Source organism: uncultured Brachyspira sp. (assembly GCF_949287625.1).
Classification (GTDB): domain Bacteria; phylum Spirochaetota; class Brachyspiria; order Brachyspirales; family Brachyspiraceae; genus Brachyspira.
In genome coordinates, this window is record NZ_CASEGO010000009.1 from 1 (window position 1) to 15,248 (window position 15,248).

General features: G+C 27.3%; 12 protein-coding genes. 10 read left to right on the forward strand and 2 right to left on the reverse strand.

Annotation, left to right across the window (positions count from 1 at the left end):
• Positions 1-210 precede the first annotated feature (210 nt).
• From Q1X91_RS03290 to pgsA, 4 genes are read left to right on the forward strand one after another with little or no spacing between them, the layout of a single operon-like run.
• Positions 211-1,158, forward strand: a complete 948-nt coding sequence (locus Q1X91_RS03290) for an ATP-binding cassette domain-containing protein (RefSeq protein ID WP_300753386.1) — start codon at positions 211-213, stop codon at positions 1,156-1,158.
• Positions 1,159-1,902 carry an ABC transporter gene (locus Q1X91_RS03295; RefSeq protein WP_300753387.1) on the forward strand — a complete coding sequence of 248 codons (744 nt, stop codon included), beginning with the start codon at positions 1,159-1,161 and terminating at the stop codon, positions 1,900-1,902.
• A 41-nt stretch (positions 1,903-1,943) separates the two neighbouring features.
• Entirely contained in the window at positions 1,944-2,960 is a 1,017-nt protein-coding gene (locus tag Q1X91_RS03300; RefSeq protein WP_300753389.1) for a DUF4340 domain-containing protein, read from the forward strand.
• Positions 2,961-2,982: 22 nt separating this feature from the next.
• Positions 2,983-3,540: a CDP-diacylglycerol--glycerol-3-phosphate 3-phosphatidyltransferase gene (gene pgsA, locus Q1X91_RS03305; RefSeq protein WP_300753391.1), complete on the forward strand. Its 558-nt coding sequence runs from the start codon at positions 2,983-2,985 to the stop codon at positions 3,538-3,540.
• 449 nt (positions 3,541-3,989) lie between these two features.
• On the opposite strand, the gene Q1X91_RS03310 is transcribed toward pgsA, so the two are convergent.
• Positions 3,990-5,198 (reverse strand): dicarboxylate/amino acid:cation symporter, encoded by a 1,209-nt coding sequence (locus Q1X91_RS03310; RefSeq protein ID WP_300753393.1) that lies wholly within the window; start codon positions 5,196-5,198, stop codon positions 3,990-3,992.
• Between the two features lie 574 nt (positions 5,199-5,772).
• On the opposite strand from Q1X91_RS03310, the gene Q1X91_RS03315 reads away from it, so the two are divergent.
• The 6 genes from Q1X91_RS03315 to Q1X91_RS03340 all read left to right on the forward strand — a co-directional run bounded on the left by Q1X91_RS03315 (position 5,773) and on the right by Q1X91_RS03340 (position 13,348).
• Entirely contained in the window at positions 5,773-7,491 is a 1,719-nt protein-coding gene (locus tag Q1X91_RS03315) for a hypothetical protein (RefSeq protein ID WP_300753394.1), read from the forward strand.
• Positions 7,492-7,506: 15 nt separating this feature from the next.
• Positions 7,507-8,757 carry a hypothetical protein gene (locus Q1X91_RS03320; RefSeq protein ID WP_300753396.1) on the forward strand — a complete coding sequence of 417 codons (1,251 nt, stop codon included), beginning with the start codon at positions 7,507-7,509 and terminating at the stop codon, positions 8,755-8,757.
• Positions 8,758-8,769: 12 nt separating this feature from the next.
• Positions 8,770-9,369 (forward strand): OmpA family protein, encoded by a 600-nt coding sequence (locus Q1X91_RS03325; protein ID WP_300753398.1) that lies wholly within the window; start codon positions 8,770-8,772, stop codon positions 9,367-9,369.
• A gap of 18 nt (positions 9,370-9,387) precedes the next feature.
• Positions 9,388-10,056, forward strand: a complete 669-nt coding sequence (locus tag Q1X91_RS03330; RefSeq protein ID WP_300753400.1) for a hypothetical protein — start codon at positions 9,388-9,390, stop codon at positions 10,054-10,056.
• A 413-nt stretch (positions 10,057-10,469) separates the two neighbouring features.
• Entirely contained in the window at positions 10,470-11,519 is a 1,050-nt protein-coding gene (locus Q1X91_RS03335) for a tetratricopeptide repeat protein (protein WP_300753402.1), read from the forward strand.
• On the forward strand, positions 11,516-13,348 hold the full coding sequence (locus Q1X91_RS03340) for a hypothetical protein (protein ID WP_300753404.1): 1,833 nt from the start codon (positions 11,516-11,518) through the stop codon (positions 13,346-13,348). Before Q1X91_RS03335 ends, Q1X91_RS03340 begins: the two co-directional genes overlap by 4 nt.
• Here Q1X91_RS03340 and Q1X91_RS03345 read toward each other — a convergent pair.
• Entirely contained in the window at positions 13,345-15,222 is a 1,878-nt protein-coding gene (locus Q1X91_RS03345) for a conjugal transfer protein TraB (protein ID WP_300753406.1), read from the reverse strand. The two genes, Q1X91_RS03340 and Q1X91_RS03345, sit on opposite strands and share 4 nt — an antisense overlap.
• Between the last annotated feature and the right edge of the window lie 26 nt (positions 15,223-15,248).

A 15,248-nucleotide genomic window follows, 5' to 3' on the forward strand; every position in this document is an offset into this window, starting at 1 on the left:
CATAGGTATTCCTTTTTGTTTGTTGTGATAATTTAAATTATAAGGAATACCTCCTTTTTTTAAACTAAAACTGTGCAATATCTATGGCTCTTAAACAAAGTTAGTTAAAATGCATTATTGTTTTTTTACTTTATATATATTATAATGTTTTTTTAATTCATAAATAAAATTATTTTATTTAATATTTATTTAGCAGATAAAAGGAATAAAATGATATCAGTAGAAAATTTAAGTAAATACTATGGTGATTTTCATGCTTTAAAAGGCGTGAGTTTTGAAATAAATGCAGGTGAAATAGTAGGAATATTAGGTCCTAATGGTGCTGGAAAGTCTACTACTTTGAGAATACTTACCTGTTATCTTTCTCCTACAAGCGGAAATGCTGTTATTGACGGAAAAAGCATATTAGATAATGAGATGGAAGTAAAAAAAATTATAGGATATTTACCAGAATCAGCACCGCTTTATGATGATATGAGTGTGTTTGATTATCTAGTTTATATGGCTGAGATACAAGAACTTGAAAGAAGCAGATTAAATGAAAGACTTAAATATGTTGTAGAAGCATGCAGTTTGAAAGATGTTATATCAAAATCAATAGGAGAGCTTTCAAAAGGTTATAAGCAGAGAGTTGGTATTGCAGGTGCTATAATTCATGACCCTAAAATACTTATATTAGATGAACCTACAAACGGACTTGACCCAAATCAGATAGTAGAAATCAGAGAGCTTATAAAAGAACTTGGCAGAGAAAAAACTGTACTTATATCAACTCATATATTAAGCGAAGTTGAAGCTACTTGTTCTAGGGCTATTATTATTAATCAGGGTAATGTTATTGCAGATGCTGACCCTAAACATTTAACTTTAAATAATAACAAAGAAAATAAAATATCTTCAAGAATAAAATTATCTATTAAAACTAGCGATGATAATAATAAAATAATAGAAAAACTTAAAAAAATAGAAAATGTTTATGATGTGAAAATAGAAAATAATGATAACTTGAAAGATATAATAGTATATTCCAATGATGAAGAGCCTAGAGAAAAAATTTATGCATTTATCAAAAGTACAGATTGGGTAATATATGAAATGATAAAAGAGAGAGAAAATTTAGAAGAGGTGTTCCATACACTTACAAAAGGAGATAAATAAGTGGAGAATGTTTTTTCAGTAAATAAAATAAATCATATTATAAATAAATCTATTGTTATACTAAAAAAAGAATTAAGACATATTTTCTTTTCGCCTATAGCATATATATTTTCAGCAATATTTTTGATAGTAAGCGGGGTATATTTTTTCTCAAGATTTTTTATACTTCAGCAGAATGATATGCAGGATTTTTTCAGCATTCTGCCTTTAATACTATCTTTAATAATACCGCCTATAACAATGGGGTTGTTATCAAGCGAGTTTTCAAGCGGTTCTTATGAACTTATAAGCACGCAGTCAGTTTCTCCTTTAGAAATTATAATAGGTAAATTTTTATCAGCTGTTATATTTATGCTTTTTGCATTAATTCCTACTATATTATATCCTATTACATTGATGTTTTTAGGAAGGCTTGATATGGGACCTGTAATAGCTGGGTATATTGGAAGTGTTTTTCTTATTATGGCATTATGTGCTATTGGTATATTTGCCTCATCAACTACAAAAAATCAAATAGTAGCTTTGATAGTAGGACTTGCTATTATGATATCATTAAACATGTTTTTAAGATATTTAACCTTGCTTTTTCCGTCATCTGTTAATATTATAGAAGTTATAAGCGGAGATTACCATTTTGCTAATATTGCAAGAGGTGTATTAGATTTGAGAGATATTGTTTATTTCTTGTCTGTTACAGTAATATTTTTGTATTTATCAAATATTATGCTGGAAAATAGGAAATAATTTACGATATTAGAAATTAAATTAAAATAGGGATTATATAAATGAAAAAGAATATTACTAAAATTATAGTTTTACTTGTTGTACTTGCAGTAATAAGTGTTATAGCTTTTATTACTACAAAACAAAAACGTATACAAATTGAAGCCAATAAGCCTAGAACTCAGCTTTTTGAACTTAATGAAACAAATGTTACAAAATATGAATTAAAATATGCAGAAGAACCGATTATAGTAGAAAAAATAGATGAAACTTGGAAAATAATTTCGCCTTCTAATAATTATAAAATAGATCAGTTAGAGGCTTTTGCCAATGTTAAAAACTTTAATACACTTAATATTGACATGACTATTACTAATCTTAGCGAGCTTGAATCATTCGGACTTGAAAATCCAAGCAATGAGTTTACAGTTTGGGAAGGAAATAAAGAGTATAAGATATTTGTTGGAAATAAAACTCCAGATGAAGAAAGATATTATGTAAAATATAATGATGAATATTTTAGTGTTGAGTTAATATATATAGAGGCATTAAAGAAAACTATTGATATGCTAAGAGATAAGCAGATATTTGACAGACCTATATATATAGATTCAGTAATTAGAACAGAAAGCAATGTAAGAGATTATACTAATATTATAAGAAAAGAAAACCGAACTAATTGGATTGTTGATGGAGTAGAGGAGGAGATCAATTTAGATAAGGCTTATAGAGATTTTGAAACTTTATCTTTAGTTAAGGCATCAGGATTTGTATATGATGATAATATGATAAAATATTTGGAGAGATTATTTAGAATTCCAGATGCCGTTATTACAATATATATGGAAGATAATACTAAAAAAAGCTATGAAATAGTATATGATAATAATGATAACAGAGTATATGTAAAACCAGAAAGCGGAATAATATATGAAGTTGATTATTCTATATATGCTGCTGCTATGCGTGACAGAAGTTACTATATAAAAACAGAAGAAGATGAACAAAATGCGGCTAATAATGATACAGATATGACAGAAGAGGATAATATTAGATTAGATGAAAATATTCAGCAATAATTTTATATTATAGGAGCAAATTATGAAAAAGCAAATACCTAATTTACTAAGTATTAGCAGAATAGTTTTATCGCCGCTTGTTATATTTTTATATTTTTATAATTCTATGATAAGTGCTGTACTTGCATTAATATTTCTAATAGTATTAGAGATAACTGATGCTTTAGACGGGGCTATGGCTAGAAAATTTAATTTGGTTAGTGATTTAGGTAAGGTATTAGATCCTTTTGCGGATACTGTATTTCATATAACTATGTTTACTATATTTTTGTATGAAGGTTCTATGCCTATATGGATGTATATAATTTCGCTTTATAGGGATATGTTTTCTATGTTTATAAGAATATTAGGAGGTCTTAGAGGATTTGCTGTTGCTGCCAAGTTCAGCGGAAAATTAAAAACTGCCTCAAGAGCTGCTGCTGTTGTTATAATATTCTTAATAAAGATATTGAAACACACTTCTATAGTTTTACCGTATAATGAAATAATATATTATAGTTTATTAGTTGTAACAATAATAACTATATATTCATTCTTTGATTATATGCCTTTAATAACTGGAAAGTCGGATAAAAAATAATAGAACTGACTAAATTAATTTTTAGTATTGGAATAAAAAGCTGATAACTTATTATGTTGGGTTATCAGCTTTTTTATTAGACTTTTTTCAAAACTATTTTTATTTATAATTGCGGGGACTAGCCCTGAGAAGCACACAGTCGTGCCGCACCCTAGTTCTTTTATGACGCCTTTCCGCCTGTGGCGTGGTATAAAAGAACCAAAAGAACTGCATTTTTAACCTAAATTTATGGATATACACTATATTTAATACGTATATATAAAATATAAAGTTCTAGTAATTGCGTTTTTATCAACTTTTTTGTGCGTCAAAAAAGTTGATAATTCTGTATAATGTGCATAAGTTGATAAAATAAAAAATTTTCAGTATATATAAAAATAAAACCGCCTATAAAATATTTTATAGACGGCTTTTTATTAATTATATGGCAATTTTATTATATGTCAATTTTATGCAGATTTTACAATTTTTTTCTTGTATATAGTATCTACTATAACACCTAAAGCATTGTCTCCGGAAACATTACATGCAGTACCAAATGAGTCTTGAGTAATGTATAAAGCAACCATTATAGCACATAAAGGACTGTCTGGAGCACCTAATCCTACCATATAGAGGAAAGGCAAAGCTGTCATTATGGAACCGCCCGGAGCACCTGGAGAGGCAACCATAGCTATACCAAGTATAAGAATGAAAGGAAGTACTATAGTATAAGAAATAGGTATTTGATTCATTAAACATACAGCAGTAGCACATGCTGTAATTGTTATCATAGAGCCTGCCATGTGTATATTAGCACAAAGAGGTACTACGAAGTTTCTTATTTGTTCAGATATTCCGTCTTTTTCGGCACACTGCAAGTTTACAGGTATAGTGGCAGCTGATGACTGAGTACCTAAAGCGGTGATATATCCGCGTATTTGATTTTTGATAAGAAATATCGGACTTTTCTTTCCTATAGCTCCTGCAACAAAGAATACTATAACTAAATATATGAAATGCATTAATATTACAACTAAGAATACTTTCCACAATATTCCCAATATTACAAATGTTTGTCCGCTTTTAGTCATATTTACAAAAGTACCGCAAATATAAAGAGGCAGGAATGGTATTATTGAAATTCTTAAAGTTCTGTCTATTATATTAGATAGTTCACCGAAAGAGTTATACAAATAATCTCCCATTTTATTTTCACTTGCTCTTAAAGTAGAAATACCTAGTCCTAATATGAATGCAAATAAAACTGCCGATAAAGTATCAAGTATAGGCGGAAATTTCAAAGAGAGAAAAGGCTCTAAAGACTTTCCTGCAGTTTCAGCTATTTTTTGAATATCTTCCGAATTCATAAAGCTAGGGAATAGATTATAAGCTACTGTAAAAGATGCCGTACCTGATATTAGAGTTGAAGCATAAGCCAATGCACATGTTACGGCCAATAAAAAACCTGAACCTTCTCTTAAACCTGCTATACCCATAGTTACATAAGCTAAAATCATCAAAGGTATTACGAAACTTAAATAAGAACTAAAAATTCCAGAAAGAGTAACGATTAATCTAGATATTACTTCTGGTATAAATTGCTGTCCAAAGAATATACCGAGCAGAATTCCGATGATTAGTCTAGGTACTAATCCAAGTTTAAATTTTTTTTCCATTCATTTCTCCTAAATTAATATTTATACTATATAATATATACAAAAATCACAATAAGTAAATAGAAGTCCACATTTTTTTTTATTTTTAACTACTAATAGAAATATTTAAATTTTGTTTAAAAAACTTTTACACTACATAAATTATGTTTACAAAAAATATAATAGGTTTGCAGCAAAATATTAAATTTCAAATATATTATTATATACAGCTATTATATACATTAAATTAATGAATATAATATTTTAAAAGTATGTATTATTATAATAAATTAAATAATATTGATATGTTATTCAATTTATTTATGTCATTATAATTTTATTTGTATTAAAAAATAATGACTAATTAATATGAAATATATATATTTTATATTAATTAAAGTTATAATAAATATTGTTAATAGTAATTTAAATTGATTAATAAATATTTTGTATCTTAACAATGATTTATCAATAATCTAAATTATATATCTATAATAATTTTACAATAAAATAAATAAAAAAAATAATATATTTTACGAATGTTTTTTTATTTTTACGTATTTATAAGAGAAAGTATATAATTTGGAATTTTATTATGAAAAAACTATTTTTTCTTATTTTATTAATTGTGATTGTTATATTTTCATGTAAGAAGATAAATATATTAAGTCCAGTTCATATTCCTCCTCCTACGGCATTTCCGTCTGATAATGATAAAGAAGAGGATATACCAGATTATCCTAATCCAAGTCCTTTACCTCTGCCTCCTGAAGAAACAGAAGAAAAGCCGATAGAAATAAATCCAGAAATAGTTCAAGACGGCACAGTATTCGGCGGATTTACAAAAAGATTTAGATATAAAAATGAATGGTATGTCTTAGCTGCTAATGAATATAAATATGATCCTGATAAAAAACAATTAAACAGAACAGGAAAAGGGGCGGTATTAAAAATAGCTGATGATGGAAATACAATAATAAAAATACATAGCTTATCACCAAATGAAGATTTGAGCAAAGTTCAATATTGGACTAATCTTCATTCTTCTAAATTAATTATTGATAAGGATAGAGTATATATAGAATTAACTAACAGATCATATGAAGTTCCTTATAAAGATGTTACATTTGAAATAAAACCGAGTAATTTTAAAGATACATTATATAATATAGAATATTATTATGAAGTTAGAACATACAGACATAGTATTTCTTCTGATACACTTATTAATTGGAAGAATTCGAAGGATATTGATAAGATATATAAACTTCCAGAAACAAATTATAATAACCCTAATAACTGGCAGGGAAGAATAGGCTGCACTAGGATAGAAATAGTATTTTTTAAAGATAAATTGTATGCGTTTAATAGATGGTATTCAGTATATGATTTAAGCCCTACAGGATACAGAGATCCTAATGATAAAATATTTACTACTTCAGATGGGTATTATTATGTTAATGATTTGAATGACTCTTCTTCAGAGTTAAAAACTTGGACAACAAATCAAAATCCATTTGGAAGCAGAGACGGTTATGATATAAAAACAGACGGAAAGAAACTTTATGTTACAGGAGGAGTTTCAAATTGGTTCTATTATAATGCTCCTTATTGGGGATATGGAGTTAAATATTTTGGTAAATCTGATGGTATATGGTCTACTGAAGATGGTAAGAATTGGGTAAAAGAAACCTCTTCAGCAAATTATGATGCAGCTGATTATATAGGTGATGAAATGATAGCTATGAGCAGTCTGCCTCAAACACCTCCAACACCTTCAGAGCCTTCATATACTTTACTTAACGGAAAATATTATAGAACTTTAAATCTTACTTATCCTATACCTCCTATAAAAGAGATAATGGAGACTGTTGATAAATTTGAAACTAATTTTACTATTACAGAAGAGCATATAAGAAAATCTGGAAGTTATCAATTACAGGTATCTGATATTTCTCCAGATAAGGCACAGGAATCAGATTGGGTTAATATTGTGCCTAATAATGATATTACTACTTTTATAGGCTGGGAAAGCGGAGGAGGAGATTTGTTTACATTTAATAATAAAATAGTGCGTTTGGTCGATTATGACAGGGAATTTCAGCTTAATACTCAGTATGAAGCAGCATTAAACTTATCAGAGAAATATTATGCTCTGCTTATAAAGGCAAAAACTATGGAAGATTATAAAAAATATGATTATTATTTCTTGTATTATAAGACAATGTCTGATATTATTAAAATGATAAAAGATAAAGGCAATGATTATTTTCTTCCAGATAAGGCCTATACTCATTATACTTTTGAATTATAATTTGGGAATGTTTTTATGAGAAAAATTGTTTTTATATTTTTTATGATAATTTTATCAGGGATAAGTTTGTATTCTCAGTTTCCTGGACTTAATTATAATACATTTATTAATGCATATATAGAGTATACTGGAATGTATAATAATATTCCTAAAGAAACATTAGATATTTTAACCTCAAGCGAACAAATGAATAAATTATTTGATGACGGAATAAAGTCTTTTACATTTGGAGAACTCATATCAATAGCACAAAATCCAGAAAAAGTTTTGGATACTACAACCAATGAATCTGTAATATTATTGGTTGGTACCACACTAGGTTTTTTGGAAGTAGCCAATATGCAGCAAGGAACTGCCGCTATTGTACTTAATGCTTTAAAAAAGAAAACGGCTTTTAATGCTGCTTCTGGAAATAATACAGGGCTTCTTATACCTATGCATACTCCTATAGGAAGTTTTGGAATTAATTTATACAGTGATGTTCCGCTGCTTCATATTGATTATATAAAAAATCCCACAAGGACTCAAAATGATTATGAGGCTTTATCAAAGGCATTGGATATATTGCCTATACCTCATGTCAATGCATATTTGCAGGTAAATTTAGGTCCTATACCTTTGGCTTTAACTCTTAGAGGAGGTATTTCTTTGGGATTTAAAGAGATTTACGGAGCTGTTGTTAATGATGTTGAAATAGAATCTATGGGTTGGAATATAGGAGCTTCACTCAAGGCTTATTTATTTAGAACTAAATATTTTTTTGGAGATTTAAGATTTGATTTTAATTATGATGTTGGTAATTTAAATTTGGATGTGAGAAATAGAAATATATATGTACCTTTATATTTAGGATTTAACGGCGGTACTGAAACTGGGGTAGTTTTCAATGGAAATGCTTTTTTAAGAAGCAAATGGAAAACTTTTGCTTTAAGTCCTAAATTGGTATTTGGATTTAAAATGAAAGAAAAAGTTCCAGTTATACAATATTTAGCTGCATATTTTTCAGTTGGGGCAGATATAACTTTTGGAAGTATGGAATCAACAGTAGGCGTAAACGGTATTGGAAGTTATGCCAATATAGTAGGACATGAGATAACAGCAAATGATTTATACATACCTAATTCCAGCGATAAACAATCTTATAAACTTTATGATATGAGAGTAGGCTTTCACTTTGATATATTCTATCAGTCATTGGCTATTGAATATGGAATATTTACAAAACAATTTGCTGTTTCATTTATACCTATAAACATAAGGTTTTAATAAGGCGATTTTATGAGATATATGAAAATGTTTTTGATTATAATTATTCCTTTTATTTTTACTGCCTGCTTTATACCTGAAAGAAGATTATATTTCTCTTGGAATAGACCTCATGAGGTTAAAGATGCATGTGATTATGAGTTTAATGTGAATACTAATATTTCATTAATCAAAACAGAAAGAGGATATTTACTTGATACAGATAAAGAAATATATTATAGGCTTGGAGAAGAAAAGCCTTATAATATAGATGATTATTATTATGTTATGAATGAAGTTATGAGTTTTATGAGTAATAATAGAAACTGTATTTTAATAGTAGAAGGTCATGCTGATATTATAGGTCATGGTAATGGAGATATCAATTACAGGTTATCAGAAAGGAGGGCTAGTGTTATAAGAGATGTTATACTTTCTTCAGGTTTTTTTCATAAAAGAGTTCAAATTTTTGCTTATAGTGATATAATTCCTAAGTATATTACTAATACTTCACAAAATAGAAGAGTTGATTTTGTGGCTCTTAAATGTGAGAGAGAATTGAGTAATTATCTTAATTATTATAGTAATTATTACAGCAATATTACCGCATTTAGTAGTAATATTACTGAGTAATTTTTTAGGAGTTATATTATGGTTAAATTATCAAAGATTGTTCTAATAAGCAGTTTATTGATATTAGTTCAGCAAATCTCTTATGCTAAAATTGGCGGATTTGAATTGATAGTTAATGTTCCTATAGGTGCTGGTATTACTTTAGTTAATAAAAATGTATCAGTTGCAGGCAATCCTAAATTAGGAGGAAATTTTCAAATAGGAGTAGAGGCTGATATAGGGTATATGTTTCAAATAATGGATAATATGGGAGTAAGTCTTCTTGGTTCTATTGGGTATGATTTTACTGGTTTTAATTATTCAAAAAATAATAATACAGAAAATTATAAAAATACTGTTCATGATATTTATATAGGTTTTTATCCTAAATTCAATATATCTGGATTTTCTATTGGTATCAATACTGGAGTAAAATTTGATGTAAGTTCAAAATTACATTATGAAACTTCATCTGCTTCTGAAGATATTAATAATAAAGTTAAGCCTAGAACATATATAAGGGGTACTTTTGATTATTCTATATTTTTCAAAGATAATATGGCTATTAATGTTGGTCTATATATAGGTTATGACTGGGGATTCGCATGGTCAGATACATATGCTAGTGCTGATGTTGTAAAAAATGAAACATTTGGAAACTTAGATGTTGGTGTTCAGGTAGGATACAGATTCGGACCGAAGTTTTAATTAAGATATCTTCAATAATCATATTTCTGTTTTTTATAAAGGGCATACTATTAAAAATAGCATGCCCAATTTTTTTTATTATTACAATATCTAAAAATTTTTAGGTTTGTTAAAAATATGTTCTTTAACAGAATAAATATAAAAGTATGGCTTTCGGTTGACAAGTTTAAAATCTTTACTATATACCTAAACAACTATATTTTGTCAAATTTTAATTATTTATAAATGTAATTATAATTTATTTGTAACATAATGTATTATTAGTAATCAACAAAATATGTTTTAGATGTATAGTAAGTTACTTATTTGGTATAATAATAGGTAATCTTGACAAACTTAAAAATTTTCAGTATATTTATATAATCTGCAAGAGATTGTTTATTATATTAGTATGTATAAATTAAGGATAAGTTATGGCAGATGATTTATTAAAATTGGCAGATGAAGCATTTGGTAATGGGGATTATGAAAAGGCTATAGAATATTGTGATAAACTAATATTTTATAATGGAGATAGTAAAGAAGTTTATAATTACAGAGGACTTGCCAAAAGCAATTTAGGTAAATATAAAGAGGCATTAGATGATTTTAATACCGCTTTAAAATTGGATAATAATAATGCAGATATATATTATAATAAAGGTGTAACTGAATACTATATGGGTGATTATGATAAAGCCATTGAAGATTACACTAAAAGTATAGAACTTAATAATAGTATTGATGATGTTTATAATAATAGAGGTTTATGTTATTCTGCATTAGGAGAGTTTGAAAAGGCTGTTGAAGATTTTACCTATGCAATAGAATTAAATAATGAGGATTCACATTACTATTATAATAGAGGACTTGCAAAAGATAATTTAGAAGATTTTGAAAGTGCATTAGATGATTACGATAAAGCTATTGAAATAAATCCTCTGTACAGCAATGCTTATAATAACAGAGGAAATGCAAAGGCTGAATTGAATTATGATGAAGAAGATATTATAAAAGATTACGATAAAGCTATAGAACTTGATAATAATAATATAAATGCATATTTTAATAAAGCATTATATTACGATATTAATGAAAATTATGAGCAGGCTTTGAATATTTATAATCAATTATTAGAGATAGATGAATATTATATAGAGGGTTATGGGAACAGGGCTTTAATTTTATATAAGTTAAATAAATACGAAGAATCTATTAAAGATTGTGATAAAGCTATTGAATTAGACAGTAAGTATTGGTTATTATATTTAAATAGAGCAGAGATTAAACTTGAAGCTGCTGAAAAAAATATTAATGATTTTAAAAAATTAAATGATGAAGCATTTGAAGATATAAAGAAATCTTATGAGTTAGCTTTAGAAGATGAAGATAATTTGAATGAGTTTAATAATTTTATATCAGAATTGGCAAATGAAGGATTTGAAGCGGCAATAAAATTCTGTAAGGAATATAAATTATTATGAATATAGAATCATATCCAAAATGGGATAATTATTATGTAGAAGATGATAATAATTCTGAATTTCAATTGGATAAAACAGAACGTCCTCCATTGACAGGAAAAAACAGATATGTTCCTAATGGGCTTTATGATGAAAAATGGGGAAATGTTTATGATGCTTATGGTAAAGCAGATTTAACTCCTTATTACATAGAGGCTCTTACAAGCGATGATGATAATGATGTTAACTTTGGTGTTTATGGTCTTTACTCTGCAACTACTCATCAGGGAAGTGTTTATAAATCTTCAAAAATGGCAGTTCCTTATTTGGCTGATTTACTTAAGTTTAATAATAATGCTTCAGAATTGGCATGTATATTTCTATCGAGAATAGCATTAGGAGAAAATCATTTTATTAATACACCGTTTTTTTATAAGACAAAATATTACAGTACTGTTAAAAAATATAAATATGATATAATTGATTATTATAATAAAAGTAATTCATTAGAGGCTATGCGTCTATTATGTTTTATATCAAAGTCTTTGCCTAAAGTTTTGAATGTTTCGTATGAAGAATGTTTGAAAATAGAAAATGGAAATAAAACTAATGCTTATATTCGTCAGGCTTCTACTTTATTAGTACAAGGTTTTACAGCAGCACAATATAATTATAAAATTTCTAATAAAAATTATTATAAAGAATATCCCAATATTAATATGACAGATAACAGCTATAAAAAATTAGAAGTTCATAATCATATTGAAGAAGTTTATAATATTATGAAAACGAGTGAATCTCTTTTAGTTAGAGGATCTGCTGCAATTTGTTTAGCTTATACTGGAGTATTTAATAAAGATATTTCAGATTTGCTTTTATATATAGCTGAAAATAATTGTGCAGGTGTTGATTGGGTATGGGACGATAATTTTTCTAATACAGCAAAACATGCATGGCTTTATTCCAGCGATATTGAAACATTATTAAATACTGAAGGCATTAAAACAAAAAATGATGTATGTATTGCTGGTAGTGTTAGTAATGAAAAAAGTTATGATGATATATTAATAGAAGCTGTAGTGAGAGTTTTTCCTTATAAAGAAAAAAGAAATGAATTAATAAATATAGAATTAAAAAATATACAAAAAAGAGTATTAAAAATAATAATTGATAAAGCTCCTAATCTGCTTGGAAGTTATGAATTAGAGGCTATTAATATGCCTTTGAATATTGAAGCAGTAAAAAGACTTATAGATGATAATTATATAAAAAATAAATTACTATGTAAAATAATTAGTTCAAAGCCTTTATGGCATATAATAGAAGAAGCATTGATTAAAAAAGATGAAAAAACTATTACTGATACTATTATCAATAACAATATAGATGCATTAAAATTATTATATGAAATATACGCACCTATAAAAAATATTGTTAATAGAGAGATAATAAAAAATACATTGAATATATATACTGACTTGGATAAAAAAATATTAAATGAAGCAAATACTATTTTACTTTCTTCAATAGCTGATTGTATTGTTTATAATATAGAAAGTTATAAAAATGAAATATTTAATTATTTAGATGAAACATTAATAAAAGTGAAAGATTTTAAAGATGAATATGATTACAGCGAAAAATTAACAGGTGAGTATGCAGGTGTATTCTTGCTTGCATTAGGACGTTCAAAGTTATTAGATGAAAAATATTATATATTAGTTCGCTCTTTCCATAGATATGTTAAGTATTCAAGTTTCCCAAGCAAATTATTTTTTGAGCTTTTGAATTATACTTCTTTAGAACATATAGAATATATAAAAAATAAATTTTCTATAAAAATTAATTAAATTATATAATTATCAGCAATTTTTCTAAGTCTTTTGTTTCCAAGTACATGAAAATGTCTTAATTTTCTTAATGTCTCGCTTGAAAATGTAGCAAGAGGTACATATACTATTTCAACAGAATTTTTTTTGGCAAACTCTTTTAATATATCAGACGGCGGATTAGGAGCAACATATCCTAAATATTTGTCAACAGAATATATTATAGCAGTATAAAGTAAAAGGTCGGCATAGTTTCTTACAATATTTTCTTTTTTAAGGCTGTAGTACATTCTCCATACATCATGAGGAGCCTGCGGAGGCATTAAAGAAGCATATCCACCGAAGTAGCATTTTGATATTCCAGGTCCTACAAGAGTATTTCCGGGTTCTGTTGAGTATAATATCAAGTCGCTGTCATCATGTGCTTCGCTGTACCAAACTATATTCCAATCATAATCCTCATCATGCTCATCATCAAAAATTACTACCATATGTCCGATATTGCCTTTCATCTTTGGAATCTCTTTAACATATATCTCATTTTTATAGTAGTTTCTTATAGTTTCACGCATATCAATACCATCTTTAATGCTTACAGTAAAAGGTTCTATTTTAGCTTTATCTTCTGTGAGCATATTTCTTATTTTTTCTCTTAATATATTCATATGCTTTTCCATAAGTATGTCTTCAGGCACATGCGAAAGTAAATTAGTTCTTTTATTCCAAACATCCTCCCATTCGCCTTCATATTTTTCGCTAGGACGTGTTGTTACATGAACTTTTTTAAAAGATGTTTTCCATACATTATCATATTTATGAAGCTTGATTTTTTTATCTTTAAGCATTCCTTCCATACCATTAGTACTTGGGTCTCTATTTAATTTTATGGTAGGGTAGTTTTCATCTTCTTCTGTATAATGCGGATAATATTCCATTCCTTCCATAACTTCTAATGCATAGTCATTATTTATCATGCATTTTGCTGCTGTCAGCATATCTATATAGTCTGGTATGATGTAGTTATCCAAGAGGCATAGATTTCTTAAATATTTCATCATGTTTTTTTGCTGCAATAATGATATAGGAAGTTTGTATCTTAATTTTGCCTCTTTAAATATTGTTTCTATTATATTGATTTTATCAAAGTTTTCCAATTCCCCGTTTCTGTATAATTCATACATATAAGTTGTAAACGGAAACTCTCCAAGCATTTTATTTAAAGATTCTTTATGTACATTATATATTTTAGGCTCAGAGTATTCGTATTCTTCATCGTCTTCATGAAATTTTTTATTTATTATTTCTTCTTTCTCTCTACTGTCTAATTTATCAAGCTTTTTTAATATTGAAACTATACTCTCCCAATGAGACATTCCTATAACAAGAAGTATTTTATCATATTTTTTAGAGAGTTCATGTATATTTTTAGCCATATATATTTCTCTCTCTTCATCGGTATCATCTTTATGAAATATATATTTTGATTTAACTTCGCTGTAGAATCTGTCAAGTCCTATATTTTTCATAACATAGTCATCAGGCATAAGATAATGCGAATTAGTATTTATAGAAGTAATATCTTTATCTATGGGAAAAAAAGGGATCTCTTCATCAATGGCAAGACGTACTGCTTCTATTATGGAATCACATGGATCTATAGGTATATAAACGGCCTCATTTTCAATTTCTCTTATTATTAAGCTAATATACGGAAGTCTGCTTACAGCCTCACGTAAGGAATCAGCAAAATTTGCAGGGTGTTCTATGGCTATAATATCGGGCTTAAACTTATCAAAAGCCTCTCTCACTGCCATAGAAAAATATACCCTAGAATGTATAGATGGTACAGCTAATATATTTTTGTATCTTAATATATCAGAGTTTATATCAACCATATTTTTATCCGTTTATATATTCTTAA

What these genes read in the sequence shown, in the direction of transcription:
- Q1X91_RS03290 (WP_300753386.1), top strand. Translation starts at nt 211, where the DNA reads ATGATATCAGTAGAAAATTTAAGTAAATACTATGGTGATTTTCATGCT.
- Q1X91_RS03300 (WP_300753389.1), top strand. Translation starts at nt 1,944, where the DNA reads ATGAAAAAGAATATTACTAAAATTATAGTTTTACTTGTTGTACTTGCA.
- pgsA (WP_300753391.1), top strand. Translation starts at nt 2,983, where the DNA reads ATGAAAAAGCAAATACCTAATTTACTAAGTATTAGCAGAATAGTTTTA.
- Q1X91_RS03310 (WP_300753393.1), bottom strand. Translation starts at nt 5,198, where the DNA reads ATGGAAAAAAAATTTAAACTTGGATTAGTACCTAGACTAATCATCGGA.
- Q1X91_RS03315 (WP_300753394.1), top strand. Translation starts at nt 5,773, where the DNA reads ATGAAAAAACTATTTTTTCTTATTTTATTAATTGTGATTGTTATATTT.
- Q1X91_RS03320 (WP_300753396.1), top strand. Translation starts at nt 7,507, where the DNA reads ATGAGAAAAATTGTTTTTATATTTTTTATGATAATTTTATCAGGGATA.
- Q1X91_RS03325 (WP_300753398.1), top strand. Translation starts at nt 8,770, where the DNA reads ATGAGATATATGAAAATGTTTTTGATTATAATTATTCCTTTTATTTTT.
- Q1X91_RS03330 (WP_300753400.1), top strand. Translation starts at nt 9,388, where the DNA reads ATGGTTAAATTATCAAAGATTGTTCTAATAAGCAGTTTATTGATATTA.
- Q1X91_RS03335 (WP_300753402.1), top strand. Translation starts at nt 10,470, where the DNA reads ATGGCAGATGATTTATTAAAATTGGCAGATGAAGCATTTGGTAATGGG.
- Q1X91_RS03340 (WP_300753404.1), top strand. Translation starts at nt 11,516, where the DNA reads ATGAATATAGAATCATATCCAAAATGGGATAATTATTATGTAGAAGAT.
- Q1X91_RS03345 (WP_300753406.1), bottom strand. Translation starts at nt 15,222, where the DNA reads ATGGTTGATATAAACTCTGATATATTAAGATACAAAAATATATTAGCT.